The sequence below is a fragment of the Lysinibacillus sp. FSL M8-0216 genome (assembly GCF_038595555.1).
GTDB lineage: Bacteria > Bacillota > Bacilli > Bacillales_A > Planococcaceae > Lysinibacillus > Lysinibacillus fusiformis.
The window spans coordinates 4,054,146-4,072,486 of sequence record NZ_CP152007.1 but is presented as its reverse complement, the minus strand read 5'-3'; the positions used below and the strand labels follow the sequence as shown (position 1 = coordinate 4,072,486).

Genomic DNA, 18,341 nt, shown 5'->3' with positions numbered 1-18,341 from the left:
TCATTAACAATAGTAATGCTATAGAAGAGGTGTTTTCGTGAAGGAAAATGAGCATTCCAATATAAGTATATTAAAGGAAATTGCAGAGCTATTAAATGAAGAAACTGAAATTGTTACGATGCTAAAAGGGGCTCTTATCAAATTTTTAAATGGCACGAATTTTGAAACAGGCTGGATCTTTTTTATTGACGCAAAGGGACGCTCGGAGCTTGTTGTTCATGAAAATTTACCTGAGGCATTGGAATTTAACAACTGTCATTATTTAAAAAAAGGTGGCTGTTGGTGTGTATCGCGCTATCGTAATGAGGAGCTAAAAAAGGCATCTAATATCATTGAATGTCAACGTATTGAAAGTGCCATTGCAGCTAATGTTGGGGATCATGAAGGAATCACCCATCATGCCACAGTGCCCCTTCAATCTGGACAAGAACGTTTTGGTGTATTAAATGTTGCCTCAAAGGATACGGTACGCTTTTCAGAGGAGGAGCTAGCCCTATTGGAGTCGGTAGCATTTCAGATGGGTTCTGCTATAAAGCGAATTTTACTGACGAAACAAGAGCAAGAAATGGCCCTTGTAAAGGAACGCAACCGTCTAGCAAGAGATTTACATGATTCAGTCAATCAACTATTATTCTCGGTTACGCTAACGGCGAGGGCTGGAATTGAAATGACACAGGATAGCGATGTGAAAGAAACATTTAAAGAGATACAGCATTTAACTCAGGATGCGCTAACAGAGATGCGGGCATTGATTTGGCAGCTACGACCAAAGGGATTGGAAAATGGCCTACTGGAAGCGATAAAAGTATATGCTGAGATGCTTGGCTTAAAATTACATGTTATGGTTTCAGGAGTCCTACAATTTCCATCGCGGATTGAAGAGACATTATTTCGAGTAGCTCAAGAGGCTTTAAATAATGTGAGACGCCATGCAGGTGTTTTAGAGGCAGCACTTTATATTACCGTCACGTCTACAGATATTTTATTAGTTATACGCGATGAGGGACGAGGATTTGTCATTGACAATAATACGAAGCTACTGTCAATGGGCTTACAATCCATTAAGGACCGTGCAAAATCAGTGGGTGGCACTGCCGACTGGGTAAGTGAAATGGGCAAAGGTACGGAGCTGCTGATCCGCTTGCCATACTAAGGGGGAGAGGACATGATACGTGTATTAATTGCAGACGATCATCACGTAGTGCGTCGAGGGTTATTGTTTTTCTTAAAGACACAAAAGGATATTGAGGTTGTTGGAGAGGCGAAAAATGGACATGAAGCCGTATCATTAGCAGAAAGTATCCAACCTGACATTATTTTAATGGATTTAGTGATGCCTGAGTTGGACGGCATACAGGCGACAAAGCGCATTAAAGCAAAATTTCCAAAAATAGAGATTTTAATGCTGACAAGCTTTTCAGATCGGGACCATGTTGTCCCTGCAATGGAGGCTGGGGCAGCAGGCTATCAATTGAAAGATATTGAGCCAGATGAATTGGTCTTATCTATTCGTCGTATTATGCGTGGCGAAAATACATTACACCCAGAGGCTACAACGACGCTTGAAATGGATCGCCAGGAGGCACAGAATGCCCCGCATTCGTTAAATCCATTGACACCTCGTGAGCAGGATGTGCTGGCAGAGCTTACAAAAGGGAAAAGTAATCGAGAAATTGCATCCTCATTATTTGTTACAGAAAAAACAGTTAAAACTCATATTTCTAATATATTTACAAAATTACAAGTACAAGATCGTACCCAGGCTGCTCTATATGCAGTTAAACATGGTTTGACAGAGGGTAGTGGTAGCTAAAGCAAAACGACGAGTTTCTACAATATTGTAGGAGCTCGTCGTTTTTAGTTTGGTTATTTACTTTCCACAAACAACTTTTTTGATATCTCTAATAAAGTAGAACTTGGAGCTAATGCTAAATCCTCTTTTAGTTTTTGTTTATACGTTAGGAAAATTTTGTGCGCCTGCTCATGAAGACCTGCCTGAATTAATGTGTATAAATAGTGTTCAAGTTTTTGTTCATTATAGGGATCATATTCTAATAAAGCATGCAAAAATTCTATGGCTTTATCAGTATCTGAAAAGACTGTAGTTTGGAACCCTTTTTCTAATAACTCTATGTATGATTTCGTTAATCTATCCTTATAGGCTTTTGCCCATTCATAATCATCAAATACAAATAAACCATTTTTATAAATTGCTAGACATTGATGAATTAAAGAAATAGAAGGAAATTCTAATCGTGAAAAATCCTCATGAAGTTTTTGAAAATCATATAAGTCACACACGAGGCTTGGTTTTTCAAAGATATAGTATTTATTTGAAAAAACAATACAGTTTTCATAGCCAATCGTATTTAATGTTTTCCTTAAGTACGACAAAGCTGTATGAAGATTTGATTTGGCTCTTACATAATCTAAATCTGGCCAAAGAATTTCAATTAAATAATCTCGGTGAATAGGAATATTTGGATGCAAAATAAAATAAGCAAATAATTCCTTCGTCTTCTCAGTTTTAAATGCTACTAAGCTTTTATTGCTATAAACAGCAAATTGATCAAAGCATTGTACGTTTAATAACGTTTGAGTTGCCTGTTGAAGCATCTGCTGTATAGAAAATTCATGCTCAATACGAGTCACTGTTTTTTCTAAACGAGCATGGCTGATGGGTTTTAATAAATAATCAAGTCCACCAATTTCATAAGCTTGTAAAGCAAATTCATGATGGGAAGTAATAAAAACAACACTGACATGTGGACGCTCTGTTTTAATAATGTCCGCTACTTCAAGTCCAGAAAGTTCTTTGAGTTTTACCTCTAAAAATAGAACCTCAAATTCTATCGAGGGTAGCTCATTAAGAAATACTTCTACACTTGTAAAGGTTTGAATAATTTGTATTTGCTGAAATACTTGTAGTTTATTTTGAAAATAGTGTAAAGCTAAAGGTTCATTGTCTATTAAAACGGCTCGAATCACATCAAACTCTCCTTTTTACAATTAAATTGAAAACCATTAAACTCTAGTTCATTTTGGTTGAAAAGGCTTTCTATATATACTGAAGGGCATGAAAAGTTAAAATCACTTAATTTTCTCTATTAAAAATTTGATACTAAAATAAAGCAATTTATAGTAGGTCTTCCACAGGCGAGAGTTAGTAATCCTGTGGGGGTGTCACATCACGCCAAATCCCTTCTTAGAAAGTATTCGCCGTTCATTATATAGAAGAAAGAAGTTATTTATTTGTGTTAAGAGAATTGAAATAATTGTTTAGGCGTTTATGTATCAAACTATTCTTATAAAAAATTGAAATAGTTTATATTTAGTAGGAACATAAAGCTGTAAGAGATCGACTTTAAAAAGTAATATTTTTTCTTATATTGTAAAAATAGTATAATGATTGTAATAATTAATCAGGCGTAATTATAGTACATTTGTCTTAAATAAAACTAAAAAAGTACTTAAAAAATACTTAAAAATATAGGATGATAGTAATTAAAATGCATTTTGCTGAGAAAAAAATAAGATCTATGAAGAAAGGGGCTTCGCTATGAAATTAGAGCGTCTGCTTACAATGATAATGATATTAATCAATCGAAAAAAGGTTACCGCACAAGAATTAGCAGAAGTATTTAATGTGTCGGTTCGTACTATTTATAGAGATATTGAAACACTTAGCTGTGCAGGGGTACCGGTTATTAGCCAACAAGGGGTGCACGGAGGAATTAGCTTGATAGATGGATATCGTGTGGATAAACAGATTTTAACAAAGGATGAGCTTACATCTCTGACAATTGCCATTAAAAGTGCTTTGACTACCTATGAAGATTCTCATGCAGAAGCTGTTCTTGAAAAGCTAACAAGTATTGCAGATGATCATGTCAAACAATCGATGGACCACCTATTTATAGATCTGAGTCCATGGGGGCCAAATATACTTTTTAAGGAACATATTACGATTTTAAAAAGTGCTATAGAAAATAGGCACTGTGTAAGCTTTACTTATTCGACGACACATGGAGAGTTAACAAGGCGAGTAGTTGAACCGCATACATTGGTTCAAAAAGGGAAGACATGGTATTTATATGGCTATTGCACGTTAAGAATGGACTTTCGTCTCTTTAAATTGGCAAGAATTAAAAACTTAATGCAAGAAGATCTACACTATGAGCGGAAGGAAATTAATTTAAGTGAACTTCCATGGGGGAAAGAATGGTATCAGCCAGAAAACGTAGTGGATTTAGTAATTAGTTTTGATATGGCTGTGACGACATTAGTGGAAGAATCCTTTGGAGTAGAATTTGTTGATCATAAGCAGGCCAAAATTAATATATCTATACCAGAGGATGAGTGGCTGTACGGCTTTTTACTTAGTTTTGGCAATCGCATAAAAGTTATTGAACCACCACACATAAGGGACATACTTCAAAAACGTGCGCAGGAAATTGTTCAATTATATAAAAATCCAGATAATAGTTGACAGACAGTTGTCAGGTTTCCTTTGCTATAGTAAGGACAAATAAAGCGAAGGGTGGAATCAAACATGATGCAAAACTATTGTCAAAGCTGTGGAATGCCTCTAACAGATGCGGCTTTATTAGGAACGGAAAAAGAAGGTCACAAAAATCAAGACTATTGTACATATTGTTATGAGGAGGGGAGTTTTAAACAACCTGATTTAACCGTTGAAGCAATGATTAACATTTGTGTGCCACATCTAAAGGAAGATGGTATGCCTGAAAACGAGGCCCGTCATATGCTTACATCTTTTTTGCCAAACTTAAAAAGATGGAGAAAACAAGAATGGTCAGAACCAAAAATTATAAAAAGAGAGGAATTCCAAATAATAGGAATTTCGACGGAAACAAGCAATACCAATGAAATGACAGCGCAAGCCAAAATTCCGCAATTATGGCATGATTTTTATGAGCAAAATATTGTTGACCAACTATCTAAGTTGGATAATCAAAGCGTATACGGTTTGTATTCAGATTATGAAACCGATGTAAACGGCAATTATTCCATAACACTTGGTGTAGAAGCCTCATTGAATACAGCACATTCTGATTTAGTCATCAAGACTATTCCAGCAGCCAAATATTTAGTATTCACATCACAGAAAGGAAAAATGCCGGAGATTGTTATCCAAACATGGCAAGAAGTTTGGGCATGGTTTGCAAATTCTGAGGTAGAACGAACATATACTGGTGATTTTGAATTGTATGATGAACGTTGTGCAAACCCACAAGAGGCACAGGTGGAAGTTTATATCGCTATTAAATAAAAATAAGTCTCTTACCAATCAATTGGTAGGAGACTTTTCATCGTTTGGAGGGGGAACTATTTCAATATGAGGTTCGATATGCACGAGAACCTGACAAAAACGATTTTCTCGCAAGATGGTACGTTCGATTTCTTCAGTAATGCGGTGACTGTCAAAAACATTTAAATAGGGGTCAACCGTTACGGTTATGTCGATAAAATACATATTACCGTGAGCGCGGCCTTTAAAGTCTAAGAGCTCGATCACACCGTCCACATTACGAATTAGGACTGATAACGTTTCCACTTCATCGATATCAAATGCATCTGTAAGACTTTGAACAGCCTCCCAAAAAATTTCTACTGCTGTTTTAATAATTAAAAAGGCAACGATAAGAGCCGTTAGAGAATCGATAATGGGAAAACCAAAAATTGCACCAAAAATACCTATTGCTGTGCCGATGCTGACAAATGCATCTGAGCGATTATCAAAGGCGGCTGCTTTGACAGCGGAGCTTTTTATTTTTTTTGATAGTGCCAAATTATAGCGATAAACGATATACATAACAACTCCACTACCTATTGCTACAAATGCTGTTAAGAGGGAAGGAGTTGTTCCAGGTGGTGCCCATAAGCTTTTTAAAGAGTTAATTAAAACCTGGAGACCAACAACAAGCATGATGAATGATGCTACTAAAGAGGCAATGGTCTCAGCACGCAAATGCCCATATTGATGATTGGAGTCGGGCGGTCTTTGAGCAATGCGTAAGCCAATCAAGACGGCAATAGAAGCGATAATATCCGTGGTGTTATTTAAACCATCTGCCTTTAATGCCTCAGAGGTACCGATATAGCCAATCGTTAGTTTGATGGAGCTTAGGATTAAATAAGTCCCAATGGATAACCAAGCGCCTTTTTCCCCTTCACGTAAATTTGTATAGAGCTCCATTTTGTTTCCCCCTCGCAAAATTTTCGGACATTAGAAAACGACCCCCTATTTAAAAGGGAGTCGTTTATATCTATTATCACGGTATTAACTCCCACCTATATAAGGTGTGAGGAAAAGTCCATATTTATGAATCTTACTCAGTAACAGCGTCAAATTCATTTGATAAATCACTTTCAGGTAACTTCAGAACTTCTAAGTATAAAATATGGTGACCATCTAATTCTTTTGCAATAAATTCATAACCTTGCTCCTGAATGCTGTCTCCTTCGACTGCATCGAAGCGTTTTGTCATAAACCAACCACCGATAGTATCAATATCATCATCTTCTATGTCAGTACCTAGCATATCATTTACATTTTCAAGAAGCATTTTGGCATCTAAAATAAAATGATTATCTGCTATTTCTTGTACCTCTGGGATTTCATCTTCGTCGAATTCATCTTGAATATCTCCGACAATCTCCTCAATAATATCTTCGATCGTCACTAAACCAGATGTTCCGCCATATTCATCCATTAAAATGGCCATATGAATACGTTCACGTTGAATTTTGAGTAATAAATCGTTAATTTGCGTTGTTTCCATCACTCGAATGATTGGTTGCATATAGTCAATAACTGGTTTATCCCCATTTTTCGGGTCTTTAATGTAAGCGGTTAATAAATGCTTCATATTAACTAAACCAATAATATGGTCTTTATCGCCGTCAATAATCGGATAACGAGTATATTGTTCAACACCCATTAAATCAAATACCTCTTTAATTGTCAGTTCTTTTTCAATGCCGACAATCTCTGTTCGAGGAACCATGATTTCCTTTGCAAGACGATCTGAGAATTCAAAAATACTATTTACATATTCATATTCTGAGTTATTTATTTCTCCACCCTTTAAACTATCCGATAAAATCATACGTAGTTCTTCCTCTGTATGAGCTACTTCTGATTCCGACATCATTTTTAAGCCAAAAAGGCCAGTTAAGCCACGGGCAGACCCGTTTAATAACTTTATGACTGGATACGTAATGTTGTGGAATAAAATTAATGGGCCAGAAAAGTTTAATGTGACAAGTTCTGCTTTTTGGATGGCTAATGTTTTTGGCGCCAATTCCCCAATAACAACATGCATAAACGTTACGATTGAGAATGCAATTATAAATGAAAGGATAGATGTTATACTACCATTCAAATTTAGAAATTCAAACACTGGGTGCAAAATAATTTCAAATGTAGGTTCACCTAACCAACCTAAACCAAGTGCAGTGATGGTAATACCTAACTGACATGCAGATAAGTACTCATCTAAATCTGAAACAACACGTTTTGCATTTTTCGCCTTCTTATGCCCTTCTGCGAGCAATTGATCAATGCGGGTAGTTCTCACTTTAACGATTGCAAATTCTGTTGCAACGAAAAATCCTGTCATTATAATTAGTAGGGCGAATGCCGCCAACCTAATGGTTATCTCCAATATGTCTCCGTCCAAATAATTCCTTTGTTCCCGCCCAAATGAGGGAAGTAAACAAAGTGTACACCTCCTATGATTTAAAAAATTGTTGGATGTTTCAATAATAAATTATTTAAAAGAAAAACACAAATATTGACAACAACTTTTTACGTTCGTATTCTATCCATGTAAAAAGTAGCTAGATTCAAAAGCAAAGTGATTGTAAACGTGATTGCAATATGCTAACTTAAATTGAGCAAAGATAGTTTGTTTAGGGAAAGAAGCATTTTGCATCTTATATAATACGACACGTCAAAAATCTCAAGATTGCTTTTACTTGCGGATTTTTTTAAATAAATTATTTTTAATAGCTAAAGGAGAGACTCGATCTTCAATTGAGACTTTCCTTTTTTTGTGGAAAAAACTTAGAAGGAGCAGTCTTTGATGTGACTGCTCCTTCTAAGTTTATTCCTGTTGGAAACGTAATTTTAAACATGCCTTCTCTACATCATGAAAGGATTCTTTCAAAGGTAAATTACCCATAAATGGTGCTATAGATATTGGTGCTTTTTCTGTGATACCTTGCTGAGTTAAAATATAATTTTTACCGTTATAAGTAAAGTACATTGTTTTAATTGACTTTTTACCAAAAGTGCTAGCAGACGAGTCAAAGAAACCTTTAAGTTGACTACAATATTCGTTATAGAAATCGCCATTAATGCCAGAGATGGCTTCGAATTTTTTGTGATCTAATTTACCAGCTTCGTCAGCTAGTTCGAATATTTTCGCGGAAAATTCTGAAAAAAATTCTTTTACTTTAACACGTATTAATGCTTTTGAATGATAACTGTTTAAGTCATCTGAAAGCGTGACTTTACTCATTGATATGGCCCCCTGCATAAAAAACATATACTATTAAATTGCTAACCCTAATGTATAAGAAATATATAGGAATTTCAACATGTATCAACATAATTAGCATAAAGGACGTGCTATATATAGTAAATATAGGTATTTTTATCGGGGAATTAAGCGAAAAAATTACTATATTTTTTAATCATACACATGGAATAGCATTAGCTCATGAATCATTTTTTTAACATCTTCTTCATTTGGTGGTGTTGGTCCTGTCCATTGAATAGTGCCGTCTTTTAAATATTCAGCAGAGTAGCGTTCACGCTGATAAAAAAATGAAACAGTCCATCCTGGAAGTTGAGTATTTTCAAATAATGGCTTAAAACTGAAATGTTGAATCATCATCCAACCTCATTTCTATAGTATGTAGTTCATATTATTCAAGGATAATGGTAATTTTGCAACTATTCACTTTTATACTGAAATCTAAAGGGGGTATTTCTTTCGTTGGAAATCATTGCTCTGCTATAATAAGTGCAGAAGGCGACATAAAACGCCAATCGTGAATTCAACTGAAATGAGAGGATACTAATGGACAATTTTATAGTGACATTACTTTTTATGGCAATTATTGGCGCAGCAATCGGAGGTGTTACCAATCACCTAGCCATTAAAATGCTTTTTCGTCCACATAACGCAATATATATAAAAAACTGGCGCGTTCCTTTTACACCTGGACTTATTCCAAAACGACGTGATGAATTAGCAAAACAGCTTGGTCTTACCGTTGTAAATTATTTATTAACTCCTGAAACGTTTAGAAAGAAATTTTTCTCGAAGGATATTCAGGAAAAGGTTGAACAGTTTGTGCAAACGAAAGTAGAGGAAACCATCTTTACAAACGATAAAACGATTCAAGATTGGTTAAATATTGCAGGGTTTGCTCATATGCCAGCTACGATTGAGCAGAAAGTTGAAGCAATTGTTGAGGGACAATTTGCATCAGTGAAGAATACACTATCAACAAAATCAATTCGTACACTCCTATCTTCAGATATGCAGGATACTCTTGATGCCAAGATTCCTGTAGCAGTCAGTCATATACTAGAAAAAGGCGAGGATTACTTTTTATCACCAGAAGGTGAAATGACAATTAAAGCAATGATTGATGATTTCTTATCATCAAAAGGATCATTTGGTGGTATGATCAATATGTTTTTAGGTGATTCATCGTCCCTTGTAGGAAAAGTTCAACGTGAGCTCGTCAAGTTTTTACAAGCTCCGGGTACGTCAACATTATTAACAAAAATATTTACACAAGAATGGGAAAAATTAAAAGATCGACCAGCGATGGACTTTTTACAAGACATGCAGTTTGATCCAATTTTGTCGAAATTACAAATGTATGTAAAAGAGCAATTAGCTGTCGCTGAACGTTTAAATCAATCAATTTCTTATTATTGGCCTGAAGGAAATGAATGGATGAAAAATTCGGTCATCCCACAGGCGATTGAAAAAGCTTTTGTCAAGGCAGAGGAAAAACTAGAGGATGTACTTACACGTTTAAATTTACAAGAAGTTGTTCGTGAGCAGGTTGACTCTTTCCCTGTAGAGAAATTAGAGGAACTTGTATTAGGTATTTCAAAACGTGAATTTAAAATGATTACCGTATTAGGTGCAGTTCTTGGTGGATTGATTGGAATTGTGCAAGGTTTAATTGTTTACTTTATTTAAAAAGGAGATTGTATAAATGGTTAATATTTATAATGACATTAATGCGCTAGAGGCAACATTCCGTAAGACTCCAGAGTTTGAGGCTTTACAAGCGGCGGTTGAAGTTGTAAAGAGTGATGAAGAGGCGTTAAATGTCTTTAAAAACTTCCGTAAAATTCAAATTGAATTACAAAAGAAACAATTAGCTGGAGAAGATTTATTGGAGGATGAGCTTGTTTATGCTCAAAAGGCATCTCAGCTTGTGCAGCAAAATGAAAAGATTTCAGCTATGCTTGAGGCAGAAATGAAGTTAAGTAAAGTCATTGAAGAAGTGAATCGTATTTTAATAAAGCCAATTCAAGGCCTATATGAAGATATTCAATAAATCATCCATATCGTAAGGAATAATTGTTTGAGAAATTGCACATATACAAGTAAGAGGAAAACGTGTATCCGCTAACCGGAGCACGTTTTTACTTTATATACACCAGTCAATTGTATTGGAGGTTATAACTATGCATGTATTCATTGAATGGACCTATAAAACACCGAAGGGAGCAACAACTGTTTTACGTTCTGAAGAAATGCCTGCAGCGCAAGCGCTATTACTAGCTGAGGATATGGAAAAGACCGGAAGAGTCAAGTCCATTCATTGTTTAGATCGTCAAGATACAAGTTGGACATTAAAAGAGCTAAAAGCCTATTTAAAAGAAATAGATACAGAGCCGCATAATATTATTGTCTATTTCGATGGAGGTTTTGATAGGGGGACAAGACAGGCAGGGCTTGGATGTGCTATTTACTATGAACAAAATGGCAAGCCCTATCGTTTAAGAAAAAATGCTTTTTCATCCGAACTTAAATCTAATAATGAAGCAGAGTATGCTGCGCTTTATTTAGGTTTAGTGGAGCTAGAATTACTAAATGTCCATCATCTACCTGTCCAAATTAAAGGAGACTCCCAAGTAGTTATCAATCAATTAAGTGGGGAATGGGCAGCATTAGAAAAGGATCTAGTAGGTTGGGCAGATAAGATTGATGCCAAATTAGCACAACTTACTATACAACCGGACTATCAGCTAATCGCTCGTAAGGACAATTCAGAAGCAGACCGGCTTGCTACACAAGCATTAAATGGTATAGATATTACAGGCTTGAGCGAACTTGTAAAAGAATAAATCGAAAGAGGTGTCGGTAGTTACTGTCACCTCTTTTTTTAAATTCTTTATAGGTAATGAAACTTTTTCCATTTTGAAACTACTACTACTATGAACCCAAACAATAAGGAGAGATTGTTATGTATATGAAAAAATTAGCACCAGCAGCTTTGTCTGCATTATTAATGGGAAGTGTTGTCATACCTGTTGCTTCGGCAAATGAGCAGAAGGATGAAGTTGAAGTTCCGCAAATCCAAATTGATCCAGTACACATTTTCAATCAAACACATGGAACAGTTGAAGATGTTCGTGTTGCTAAAGACATTACATATTACACTGTTAAAGACGGAGAGCAAACAAATGTACTAGAAATTACAAAAGATACTCCTGTGTATGATAATACGGGTAAAAAAGTAGAGCTTAAAGAAGGGGATAAAGTAGAGGCATACACTTTTGCCAATCAACCACAAAAATATATCTACCCACCGCAATTCAATCCAGAGATTGTCATTGTAGATTCAAAAGAAGTTGGGCTTGTAGAAGTGGATTATTTCTTTGAGGATTTAACAAACACATATGATATTTTAAAATTAAATATTGGTAAAGAAACGGAACTACTTAATGCAAAAGGTGAAAAAGTAACGTCAAAAGATTTAGCAGAGAAGCATTTAGCTGTTTTCTATACAGCATCCACTAAGAGTATTCCAGCACAAACAACACCATCGAAAGTGATTGTTCTAGATGACAATTCGGAAAGTTCTTTGAATCCAGTAGATGAGGAAATTAATAAAATTATCGCCACAGATTTTTATATGGTAGAAGAAACAACAATGGTGCCATTACGTAGCATTGCAGAAAAGCTTGGCTTTAAAGTAGAATCAAAAGGTAAAACGGTTATCCTAACAAAGGGCAATGGATCTTATACAATCACACGTGGAGATAAAACGTTTGGTTATAACAAATCATTACGCACTTTGTCAGTGGCACCAACGTTGAAAGACACGAAAACTTATGTCCCTGTTGAATTCATTGAAGAATTTTTGAAATAAATTTGAAACTAGTATGCCAACTTTTGTGGCATACTAGTTTTATTTTTTAAGAAACTATTCTGGAAGGATATCTTTTGGCAAATTGCTGCAGGCATTGCTTGAAAGAAACCGTACTCATAAAATTTTTAGCTAATATCATTTCATCTGAATACAATAAAAATTGCTGGAAGTGCTGTTTAACAAATGCCCTAGCTTTCTCGTAGTGCTTGTTGATAGAAATAGCTCCGTACATTTCTTGTTGGTCAATGATGTAGATAAAGTCACAGATCACATTATATGTTTTATATTTAAATAATACGGTGACATATAATGTTTTTTCATCACATCGCGCTAAGTCAAAATGGTGAAATGCTACTTCTACTTGATGAATAAAGCTCGAGATGGATGGACGATTACTATTTTTTAAAAGAAACACTATCAACACCACCTTTTGTAAGAAATTATAATGACAAAAAAATAGTTTGTCTACATGTAGACTGAATATTCTGTTTTCTTGATGTTTCTTATTGTTACTTTGCTTATAGTCATAGAAATTTGTTAAACTAAAATCTGCAATATATATGGAATAAGAAAAGAAGAGAGCGAAACAATATGAAAATGATTCACATAGATCAAAAATATCCTGAGGATTGGATTCGCGTATTAAATCATATAGCGAATTTATTTTTTGAGGATTCCAAGCTGCGAGTGGAGCCGGAGGAAGCTGATATGTCGGTTTCATTTACGTACGACGTTGGAGAGAATTTTTCAATAGCTACAAAAGCGATATTGACTGTAGATGGACAACAATATACAAATGATTACAGCATCCAATACGAATCAGCTGCAACAGGTCGTGAGCTCAATATTCGAATGAAACGAGCATTATCCCATGTATTCTTAGATGTTCTTGAGCAGCATACAGGGGTACATCAGCAATGGGGGATTCTAACAGGAGTCCGTCCGACTAAGCTCTATCACAAGTTTAGAAAAGAAGGAAAAGGGGATCAAGAAATTGCTGAGTTATTAATTCGAGATTTTCGCCTGTCTAAGGAGAAGGTAGCACTTTTAAAGGATATCGTGGAACGACAATTAGTAACCATTCCAGATATTGATCAAATTGGGCAAGAGATTAGTGTATATATTGGCATTCCATTTTGCCCAACGAAATGTGCCTATTGTACATTCCCAGCCTATGCGATCGGAAGTAATCGTAAGCAAGGTCGTGTAAATACATTTTTAGATGGCTTGCATATTGAATTACGTGAAATGGGAAAATGGCTCAAGGACAATAATATGAAAATCACCTCTATTTATTGGGGGGGCGGTACACCGACTTCCATTGAAGCTGATGAAATGGACGCCTTATATCAAACGATGTATGAATCCTTCCCGAACCCTGAAACAATTCGAGAGGTTACCGTTGAAGCAGGAAGACCAGATACGATTACACCTGAAAAATTAGAAGTGCTTAAAAAATGGGGAATTGATCGTATTAGTGTAAATCCACAATCTTATACAGATGAAACGTTAAAGGCCATTGGTCGTCATCATACAGTTCAAGAAACAATTGATAAATTTTGGCTAGCTCGTGAATCCGGTATGAACAATATTAATATGGACCTCATTATTGGTTTACCAAATGAAGGTATTGAGGAATTTCAGCATTCGTTAGTGGAATCGGCTAAGATGCAGCCTGAATCATTAACTGTCCATACATTATCATTTAAACGTGCATCTGAAATGACTCGCAATAAAGATAAATATAAAGTAGCGGATCGTGATACGGTCGCTGAAATGATGCAAATGGCACAAGATTGGACAAAGGAAAATGACTATGTTCCATATTATTTATATCGCCAAAAAAATATTTTAGGTAATCTCGAAAATGTCGGCTATAGTAAAGCAGGTGAAGAGAGTATTTATAATATTGTGATCATGGAAGAGGTACAGACAATTTTAGGGATTGGTTGTGGCGCATCTTCTAAATTTGTTCATCCTGAAACAGGAAAAATTACGCAATTCCACAACCCAAAAGATCCTGCAGCATATATTATGACCTTTGAAGAGGCTATTGGGAAAAAAATCGAGTTGTTAGATGAGCTATACAAACTATAAAATAAAGGCGATCTGAGTGATTCAGATTGCCTTTACTATTTATAGAGTTCGTAATGTACAAGCCATTTGCAAGATCACTGCATCTTCAAAATATTGTGGATCATAGCCAGTTAACTCTCTTATTTTATTTAATCGATAAGTAAGTGTATGGCGATGAATGTTTAGTTGCTGTGCACAAAGCTTTAACTGTAAATTACAATCAAAAAACGATTGTAATGTTTCCAGCTGTTTTGCATTGATATTTTTAAGGATTCGGTGATGAAAAGCTTGTACCTCCTCTGATTCACGATGTTTAAAAAGAGAAAATAACTCTACATCCTCAAAAAAGGTAATCTCGTTATGGACGTTAGCGAATTCGAGTGCTGTCCTAGCTCCCTGATAGCTATAGGGAAGTAGTGAAAGTTGCTGGACAACTGGACCAATACCAATTTGTAAGGAAGGTAGTTTTTGTTTTTTCTTTCTGAGAGCTTTTATGATAGATTGACGGCTTTGTTCCTGACAATGGGTTAGCAGTATATAATACTCCTGTAATTGGCTATGTCCAGCTAAAATGGGCTGTCTATAAAATAAATCCTCAAAAAAGAAGGGTATCGTATTTTCTAAATAAGATGTTTCATGTAAACTCACTAAAATAACTTGGAAGGGTGCTATTAGTGAGAAGGGTAATTTCTGAATTCGTTTATTTAACGTAGCATCCAGCTTACTTCCATGAACGAGTGCCTCGAATATGTAGTCATTATTCTTCCGTTGCCACTCGCTTTTAGACTCAACGAGTGCTTGATGTGTCATGATCTCTGTCGTTAATTGAACAAGATTGGCGATTTCAAGCATGTCTTCTGAATCTCCAGTAATACCAATCACACCTACTACTTCATCCTGATACATAATAGGCATATTAATGCCAGGCTTTGTATTGGGATACAACTCTATATTGTCTTCATTAATAATCAACGTATTTTTTGTTTGTGCTACATAAACCGCACCTTCGTGAATATCCTCCACTCTCATCTTGTCTCCAGAGGCTAAAATAACACCAGTAGGGCTAATGACATTAATATTGTGACGTAAGCGCAACATTGTTTGATGTACGATATCTTCTGCTAATTTTTTTGTCAACATGTTTATACACCTCGGATAAAAAACAGTCTGTTATAGCACAGATAAATTGTACATTTATTATAATGTTTTCTGAATTTATTGTCATTATAATAATTTGTAAGCGCTTAACTTAGGGATTTAAAATTTACGTAAATATCAATGGACGACATAAGTGGAGGTATTTTATGAAAATCATTATTAGTCCAGATTCCTTCAAGGGTACTCTGTCAGCAGTTGAAGTAGCGAGGTCCATGCAGAAAGGAATTCTGGATGCAGATCCATCAATAGAAACTATAATTCTACCAATTGCAGATGGTGGGGAAGGGACACTTGATTCGCTTATTGCCTCTACGAATGGTCAATATTTTTCAGTGGATGTATTAGATCCAATAGGAAGAGATATACAGGCACAATATGGTGTTTTGGGTGATAAAGAAACATGTGTGATTGAAATGGCTCAGGCATCTGGCATCATGCTGCTACAAGACAATGAAAAAAATCCTGAATTTGCTACAACGTATGGTACTGGCCAATTAATTAAGGCTGCTCTCGACCGAGGCTTTAGAAAATTTATTATCGGTATAGGTGGAAGTGCCACAAATGATGCAGGGATTGGCATGCTCAAGGCATTAGGTGTGCGATTCATAAAGGAAGATGGCTCAGATTTAGAAGATGGAATTTCAAGTCTACTGAAGTTAACTGCAATCGATGTAAGTGGACTGGATGCTAGATTAACAGAAGCGATATTTACCATTGCCTGTGATGTGGATAATCCATTCATTGGTGAACGAGGGGCAACAGCTATATTTGGTCCTCAAAAAGGTGTGCGGGACGATCAAGTCAAGCATTTTGATAACTGTTTAAAGCATTTTGCAGATATCGTGGAACAACAATTTTCTATTCGATTGCATGATTATCAAGGAGCGGGAGCGGCAGGAGGATTGGGAGGCGCGTTAATCGCATTTTTAAAAGGGACATTTCATGCAGGAATTGATATCGTCATAGATGCTGTCCAGTTACAGGATCATTTAGCAGCCGCACAGTTAGTAATAACGGGAGAAGGGAAATCGGATCTCCAAACATTACATGGTAAGGCTCCATTAGGGGTTGCGAAAGCCGCAGCGCTAGCACATATAGATGCAGCTTTATTATCGGGAGACATTGATAGTACGGCTAAGCCTGCACTTCAAAAGTATTTTAGCGTTGTAGAAACATTAGTAGATGAGGAGATTACTACTCAGCAGGCAATGCAAGAACCCGCTCGTTTTATTCGGTTAAAAACTAAGAGAATCTTTGAGCTTTACATACAAAAGGGGGCTGACTAGATGTTGTTCATTATTATTTTAATCGGGGTATTGTTTGTTGTATTGGGCACGGCCAAATTAAAGCTACACCCATTTCTGGCATTATTAATGAGTGCCTTCTTCGTCGGAATTGCTTCAGGAATGCCATTATTAACAGTGGTAGAAAGTATTAACACTGGTTTCGGTGGTTTAATGACGAGCATTGGCTTAGTGATTATCGCTGGAACTATTATAGGTTTAATATTAGAGAAATCAGGCGCTGCCTATCGAATGGCAGAAGTAGTTTTACGAATCGTCGGCCCAAAACGTCCACAACTTGCGATGTCCTTAATTGGTTACATCGTATCCATCCCAGTGTTTTGTGATTCGGGTTTTATTATTTTATCGAGTTTGCAAAAATCATTAGCTAAACGGGCTAACGTAACGATTGCATCAATGGCAGTAGCTTTAGCGACGGGTTTATTTGCGACACATGTATTAGTCCCACCCACACCAGGTCCCATCGCAGCAGCAGGAAATATTGGGGCGGCTGATTATTTAGGGACAGTTATTGTCATTGGTTTATTAGTAGCTATACCGGCTACATTTGTAGGCTATATGTGGTCCGTGAAAGTTGCAACCAAAATTCGAGTACCTGAAGATGATGTAGAGGCATTAGACTATGAGGAAGTCATTAAATCCTTTGGCAAAATGCCTTCAACCTTTAAAGCCTTTTTACCAATCGTCCTCCCAATTGTCTTAATTGGACTTGGTTCGATAGCATCGTTAGTAGGGGATCCCGAATCAACATTCAATACGATCTTTAAGTTCTTAGGTTCACCAACGGTAGCTTTATTTTTAGGGGTGGCTGCTGCCTTTTTATTATTACCTGAAATTAGTGAAACGACCTTAACGGGTTGGATTGGAGAGAGTTTAAAAGAAGCCGCTCCCATTTTACTTATTACAGGAGCGGGCGGTTCATTTGGGACCGTTATTAAAAATGCTGGTGTTGGAGAAATGCTACAGGAAATGGATTTGGGGATGTTTGCGTCAGGTACTTTATTCCTGCTAGTGCCGTTTTTAGTAGCTGCTGCCTTAAAAACTGCCCAAGGATCTTCAACGACAGCGCTTGTTATTACGTCTACTCTAGTTGCACCAATGCTCGTGACACTTGGCGTTGAGGGAGCTGTCCCGTTAGCATTAGTAGTAATGGCCATTGGAGCTGGTGCAATGACGGTTAGTCATGTAAACGACAGTTTCTTCTGGGTAATTACACAGTATAGTGGAATGGAAGTAACTCAAGCCTATAAGGCACAAACGGTTGCAACATTATTACAAGGCATTGTTACAATCATAATTACAATGGTTTTATGGTGGATATTTGTTTAAAGTACAGGGAGAGCTGCCCATGGTAAGCTCTCT

Annotated in this window: 18 protein-coding genes; 11 read left to right on the top strand and 7 right to left on the bottom strand. The window is 36.3% G+C overall.

Features of this window, described 5'->3' with window-relative positions; all coding sequences use genetic code 11:
• Positions 1 to 37 precede the first annotated feature (37 nt).
• Positions 38 to 1,153, top strand: a complete 1,116-nt coding sequence (locus MKX57_RS20225; RefSeq protein WP_008173404.1) for a GAF domain-containing sensor histidine kinase — start codon at positions 38 to 40, stop codon at positions 1,151 to 1,153.
• 12 nt (positions 1,154 to 1,165) lie between these two features.
• Positions 1,166 to 1,813, top strand: a complete 648-nt coding sequence (locus MKX57_RS20220; RefSeq protein WP_008173403.1) for a response regulator transcription factor — start codon at positions 1,166 to 1,168, stop codon at positions 1,811 to 1,813.
• Between the two features lie 53 nt (positions 1,814 to 1,866).
• Here the strand turns inward: MKX57_RS20220 and MKX57_RS20215 are convergent, their stop codons facing one another.
• Positions 1,867 to 2,988, bottom strand: a complete 1,122-nt coding sequence (locus tag MKX57_RS20215) for a response regulator (protein ID WP_090003252.1) — start codon at positions 2,986 to 2,988, stop codon at positions 1,867 to 1,869.
• A 571-nt stretch (positions 2,989 to 3,559) separates the two neighbouring features.
• Here MKX57_RS20215 and MKX57_RS20210 point away from each other — a divergent pair.
• Both MKX57_RS20210 and MKX57_RS20205 read left to right on the top strand, forming a co-directional pair.
• Entirely contained in the window at positions 3,560 to 4,489 is a 930-nt protein-coding gene (locus tag MKX57_RS20210) for a YafY family protein (RefSeq protein ID WP_008173399.1), read from the top strand.
• Positions 4,490 to 4,552: 63 nt separating this feature from the next.
• Positions 4,553 to 5,293 carry a zinc ribbon domain-containing protein gene (locus MKX57_RS20205; RefSeq protein WP_342530763.1) on the top strand — a complete coding sequence of 247 codons (741 nt, stop codon included), beginning with the start codon at positions 4,553 to 4,555 and terminating at the stop codon, positions 5,291 to 5,293.
• A gap of 18 nt (positions 5,294 to 5,311) precedes the next feature.
• Here the strand turns inward: MKX57_RS20205 and MKX57_RS20200 are convergent, their stop codons facing one another.
• The 4 genes from MKX57_RS20200 to MKX57_RS20185 all read right to left on the bottom strand — a co-directional run bounded on the left by MKX57_RS20200 (position 5,312) and on the right by MKX57_RS20185 (position 8,924).
• The gene (locus MKX57_RS20200) at positions 5,312 to 6,220 is read right to left on the bottom strand and encodes a cation diffusion facilitator family transporter (protein WP_342530761.1); all 909 of its coding nucleotides are present in this window, start codon (positions 6,218 to 6,220) and stop codon (positions 5,312 to 5,314) included.
• A 133-nt stretch (positions 6,221 to 6,353) separates the two neighbouring features.
• Positions 6,354 to 7,673: a hemolysin family protein gene (locus MKX57_RS20195; RefSeq protein ID WP_170844181.1), complete on the bottom strand. Its 1,320-nt coding sequence runs from the start codon at positions 7,671 to 7,673 to the stop codon at positions 6,354 to 6,356.
• Positions 7,674 to 8,132: 459 nt separating this feature from the next.
• Complete coding sequence (locus MKX57_RS20190) at positions 8,133 to 8,549, bottom strand: hypothetical protein (protein ID WP_089987042.1); 417 nt, start codon at positions 8,547 to 8,549, stop codon at positions 8,133 to 8,135.
• A gap of 171 nt (positions 8,550 to 8,720) precedes the next feature.
• Positions 8,721 to 8,924 (bottom strand): YheE family protein, encoded by a 204-nt coding sequence (locus tag MKX57_RS20185; protein ID WP_025117277.1) that lies wholly within the window; start codon positions 8,922 to 8,924, stop codon positions 8,721 to 8,723.
• 189 nt (positions 8,925 to 9,113) lie between these two features.
• Here MKX57_RS20185 and MKX57_RS20180 point away from each other — a divergent pair, with 189 nt between their 5' ends.
• The 4 genes from MKX57_RS20180 (at position 9,114) to MKX57_RS20165 (ending at position 12,441) form a co-directional block, all read left to right on the top strand.
• Positions 9,114 to 10,256, top strand: coding sequence for a DUF445 family protein (locus tag MKX57_RS20180; RefSeq protein ID WP_089987041.1), 1,143 nt, complete (start codon positions 9,114 to 9,116; stop codon positions 10,254 to 10,256).
• Between the two features lie 16 nt (positions 10,257 to 10,272).
• Complete coding sequence (locus MKX57_RS20175; RefSeq protein ID WP_008173388.1) at positions 10,273 to 10,620, top strand: YlbF family regulator; 348 nt, start codon at positions 10,273 to 10,275, stop codon at positions 10,618 to 10,620.
• A gap of 130 nt (positions 10,621 to 10,750) precedes the next feature.
• Positions 10,751 to 11,413: a ribonuclease H family protein gene (locus MKX57_RS20170; RefSeq protein ID WP_089987040.1), complete on the top strand. Its 663-nt coding sequence runs from the start codon at positions 10,751 to 10,753 to the stop codon at positions 11,411 to 11,413.
• Between the two features lie 119 nt (positions 11,414 to 11,532).
• On the top strand, positions 11,533 to 12,441 hold the full coding sequence (locus MKX57_RS20165) for a copper amine oxidase N-terminal domain-containing protein (protein WP_089987039.1): 909 nt from the start codon (positions 11,533 to 11,535) through the stop codon (positions 12,439 to 12,441).
• Between the two features lie 46 nt (positions 12,442 to 12,487).
• On the opposite strand, the gene MKX57_RS20160 is transcribed toward MKX57_RS20165, so the two are convergent.
• On the bottom strand, positions 12,488 to 12,856 hold the full coding sequence (locus MKX57_RS20160; RefSeq protein WP_342530754.1) for a hypothetical protein: 369 nt from the start codon (positions 12,854 to 12,856) through the stop codon (positions 12,488 to 12,490).
• A gap of 176 nt (positions 12,857 to 13,032) precedes the next feature.
• Here MKX57_RS20160 and MKX57_RS20155 point away from each other — a divergent pair, with 176 nt between their 5' ends.
• Positions 13,033 to 14,538 carry a coproporphyrinogen III oxidase gene (locus MKX57_RS20155; protein ID WP_008173379.1) on the top strand — a complete coding sequence of 502 codons (1,506 nt, stop codon included), beginning with the start codon at positions 13,033 to 13,035 and terminating at the stop codon, positions 14,536 to 14,538.
• Positions 14,539 to 14,577: 39 nt separating this feature from the next.
• Here the strand turns inward: MKX57_RS20155 and MKX57_RS20150 are convergent, their stop codons facing one another.
• Positions 14,578 to 15,657 carry a sugar diacid recognition domain-containing protein gene (locus MKX57_RS20150; protein WP_008173377.1) on the bottom strand — a complete coding sequence of 360 codons (1,080 nt, stop codon included), beginning with the start codon at positions 15,655 to 15,657 and terminating at the stop codon, positions 14,578 to 14,580.
• A 164-nt stretch (positions 15,658 to 15,821) separates the two neighbouring features.
• Here MKX57_RS20150 and MKX57_RS20145 point away from each other — a divergent pair, with 164 nt between their 5' ends.
• Together MKX57_RS20145 and MKX57_RS20140 are read left to right on the top strand one after the other, a co-directional pair.
• Positions 15,822 to 16,961, top strand: coding sequence for a glycerate kinase (locus MKX57_RS20145; protein WP_089987037.1), 1,140 nt, complete (start codon positions 15,822 to 15,824; stop codon positions 16,959 to 16,961).
• Positions 16,962 to 18,308 carry a GntP family permease gene (locus MKX57_RS20140; RefSeq protein WP_089987036.1) on the top strand — a complete coding sequence of 449 codons (1,347 nt, stop codon included), beginning with the start codon at positions 16,962 to 16,964 and terminating at the stop codon, positions 18,306 to 18,308.
• Positions 18,309 to 18,341 lie beyond the last annotated feature (33 nt).

Bases quoted from the DNA above. Each gene is read 5' to 3' on its own strand.
- MKX57_RS20220 (WP_008173403.1), top strand. From the start codon at position 1,166: ATGATACGTGTATTAATTGCAGACGATCATCACGTAGTGCGTCGAGGG.
- MKX57_RS20210 (WP_008173399.1), top strand. From the start codon at position 3,560: ATGAAATTAGAGCGTCTGCTTACAATGATAATGATATTAATCAATCGA.
- MKX57_RS20205 (WP_342530763.1), top strand. From the start codon at position 4,553: ATGATGCAAAACTATTGTCAAAGCTGTGGAATGCCTCTAACAGATGCG.
- MKX57_RS20200 (WP_342530761.1), bottom strand. From the start codon at position 6,220: ATGGAGCTCTATACAAATTTACGTGAAGGGGAAAAAGGCGCTTGGTTA.
- MKX57_RS20190 (WP_089987042.1), bottom strand. From the start codon at position 8,549: ATGAGTAAAGTCACGCTTTCAGATGACTTAAACAGTTATCATTCAAAA.
- MKX57_RS20185 (WP_025117277.1), bottom strand. From the start codon at position 8,924: ATGATTCAACATTTCAGTTTTAAGCCATTATTTGAAAATACTCAACTT.
- MKX57_RS20180 (WP_089987041.1), top strand. From the start codon at position 9,114: ATGGACAATTTTATAGTGACATTACTTTTTATGGCAATTATTGGCGCA.
- MKX57_RS20175 (WP_008173388.1), top strand. From the start codon at position 10,273: ATGGTTAATATTTATAATGACATTAATGCGCTAGAGGCAACATTCCGT.
- MKX57_RS20170 (WP_089987040.1), top strand. From the start codon at position 10,751: ATGCATGTATTCATTGAATGGACCTATAAAACACCGAAGGGAGCAACA.
- MKX57_RS20165 (WP_089987039.1), top strand. From the start codon at position 11,533: ATGTATATGAAAAAATTAGCACCAGCAGCTTTGTCTGCATTATTAATG.
- MKX57_RS20155 (WP_008173379.1), top strand. From the start codon at position 13,033: ATGAAAATGATTCACATAGATCAAAAATATCCTGAGGATTGGATTCGC.
- MKX57_RS20150 (WP_008173377.1), bottom strand. From the start codon at position 15,657: ATGTTGACAAAAAAATTAGCAGAAGATATCGTACATCAAACAATGTTG.
- MKX57_RS20145 (WP_089987037.1), top strand. From the start codon at position 15,822: ATGAAAATCATTATTAGTCCAGATTCCTTCAAGGGTACTCTGTCAGCA.
- MKX57_RS20140 (WP_089987036.1), top strand. From the start codon at position 16,962: ATGTTGTTCATTATTATTTTAATCGGGGTATTGTTTGTTGTATTGGGC.